Below are 1,226 nucleotides of genomic sequence, written 5' to 3'. Positions count from 1 at the left end.
AGTGCCCCGCCAGGACGTCCGGCGTCAGACCCCACGACTCCACCAGACGGAACAGCGCCACCTCGATCGCGAACAGCGCCGGCTGCGTGTAGGCCGTCTCGTCGATCCGCTCACCCGCGAAGACGACCTCGCGCAGCGGGCGGTCCAGGTGCTGGTCCACATGTGCGAACACCTCGTCCAGCGCCTCCGCGAACGCGGGGAAGGCCTCGTACAGCTCACGACCCATCCCGGCCCGCTGGCTGCCCTGACCGGTGAACAGGAACGCCGTGCGCCCCTCCACCACCGTGCCGCGCACCACGCCCGGCGTGGAGTCACCCGCAGCCAACGCCTGCAGTCCGCGCAGCAGTTCGTCCCGCCCGTCGGCGATGACCACCGCGCGGCGCTCCAGCGCTGCGCGGCCCGTCGCCAACGAATCAGCCATGTCGAGCAGTTCGGCCTCACCGGCAAGCGGCAGCAACCGCTCGGCCTGGGCCCGCAGGGCGGCGTCGTGCTTCGCGGAGAGAACGACCGGCAGCACCGACGGCGACACGGTCGCCTCGGCAGCCGTCTCCCGCGCGGATTCCGGCGCCTGCTCCAGGATGGTGTGCGCGTTGGTCCCGCTGATGCCGAACGCGGAGACGCCCGCGCGGCGCGGAGCACCGGTCTCGGGCCACGGCCGGGTCTCAGTGATCAGCTCCACCGCGCCCGCCGACCAGTCGACGTGCGGGGTGGGCTCGTCGACGTGCAGCGTCTTCGGCAGCACGCCGTGCTGCATGGCCAGCACCATCTTGATCACGCCGGCCACACCGGCTGCGGCCTGCGTGTGCCCGATGTTGGACTTCACGCCGCCCAGCCACAGCGGGGAGTCGGTGTCCCGGTCCTTGCCGTAGGTGGCGAGCAGGGCCTGGGCCTCGATCGGGTCGCCGAGCCTGGTGCCGGTGCCGTGGGCCTCGACCGCGTCGATCTGGTCGGCCGTCAGACCAGCGGAGGCCAGCGCCTGACGGATGACCCGCTGCTGCGACGGACCGTTGGGGGCGGTCAGGCCGTTGCTCGCACCGTCCTGGTTCACCGCCGAACCACGGACCACCGCGAGGACGGGGTGACCGTTGCGCTGGGCGTCGGAGAGCCGCTCGACCAGCAGCATGCCCGCGCCCTCGCCCCAGCCGGTACCGTCCGCGGCACCCGCGAACGCCTTGCACCGGCCGTCCGCCGACAGACCGCGCTGACGGCTGAACTCCACGAACAAG

1 protein-coding gene is annotated in these 1,226 nt (G+C 72.5%); it reads right to left on the bottom strand.

Annotated elements, in window-relative coordinates; all coding sequences use genetic code 11:
• Window positions 1-1,226: acyltransferase domain-containing protein (locus TR48_RS35595; RefSeq protein WP_152628364.1), on the bottom strand; the 1,226-nt coding region annotated here is incomplete at both ends.

It is taken from the genome of Streptacidiphilus neutrinimicus (genome assembly GCF_000787815.1).
GTDB classification, from domain to species: domain Bacteria; phylum Actinomycetota; class Actinomycetes; order Streptomycetales; family Streptomycetaceae; genus Streptacidiphilus; species Streptacidiphilus neutrinimicus.
The sequence above is the reverse complement of the archived record's forward strand: the minus strand, read 5'-3'. Positions and strand labels throughout refer to the sequence as shown.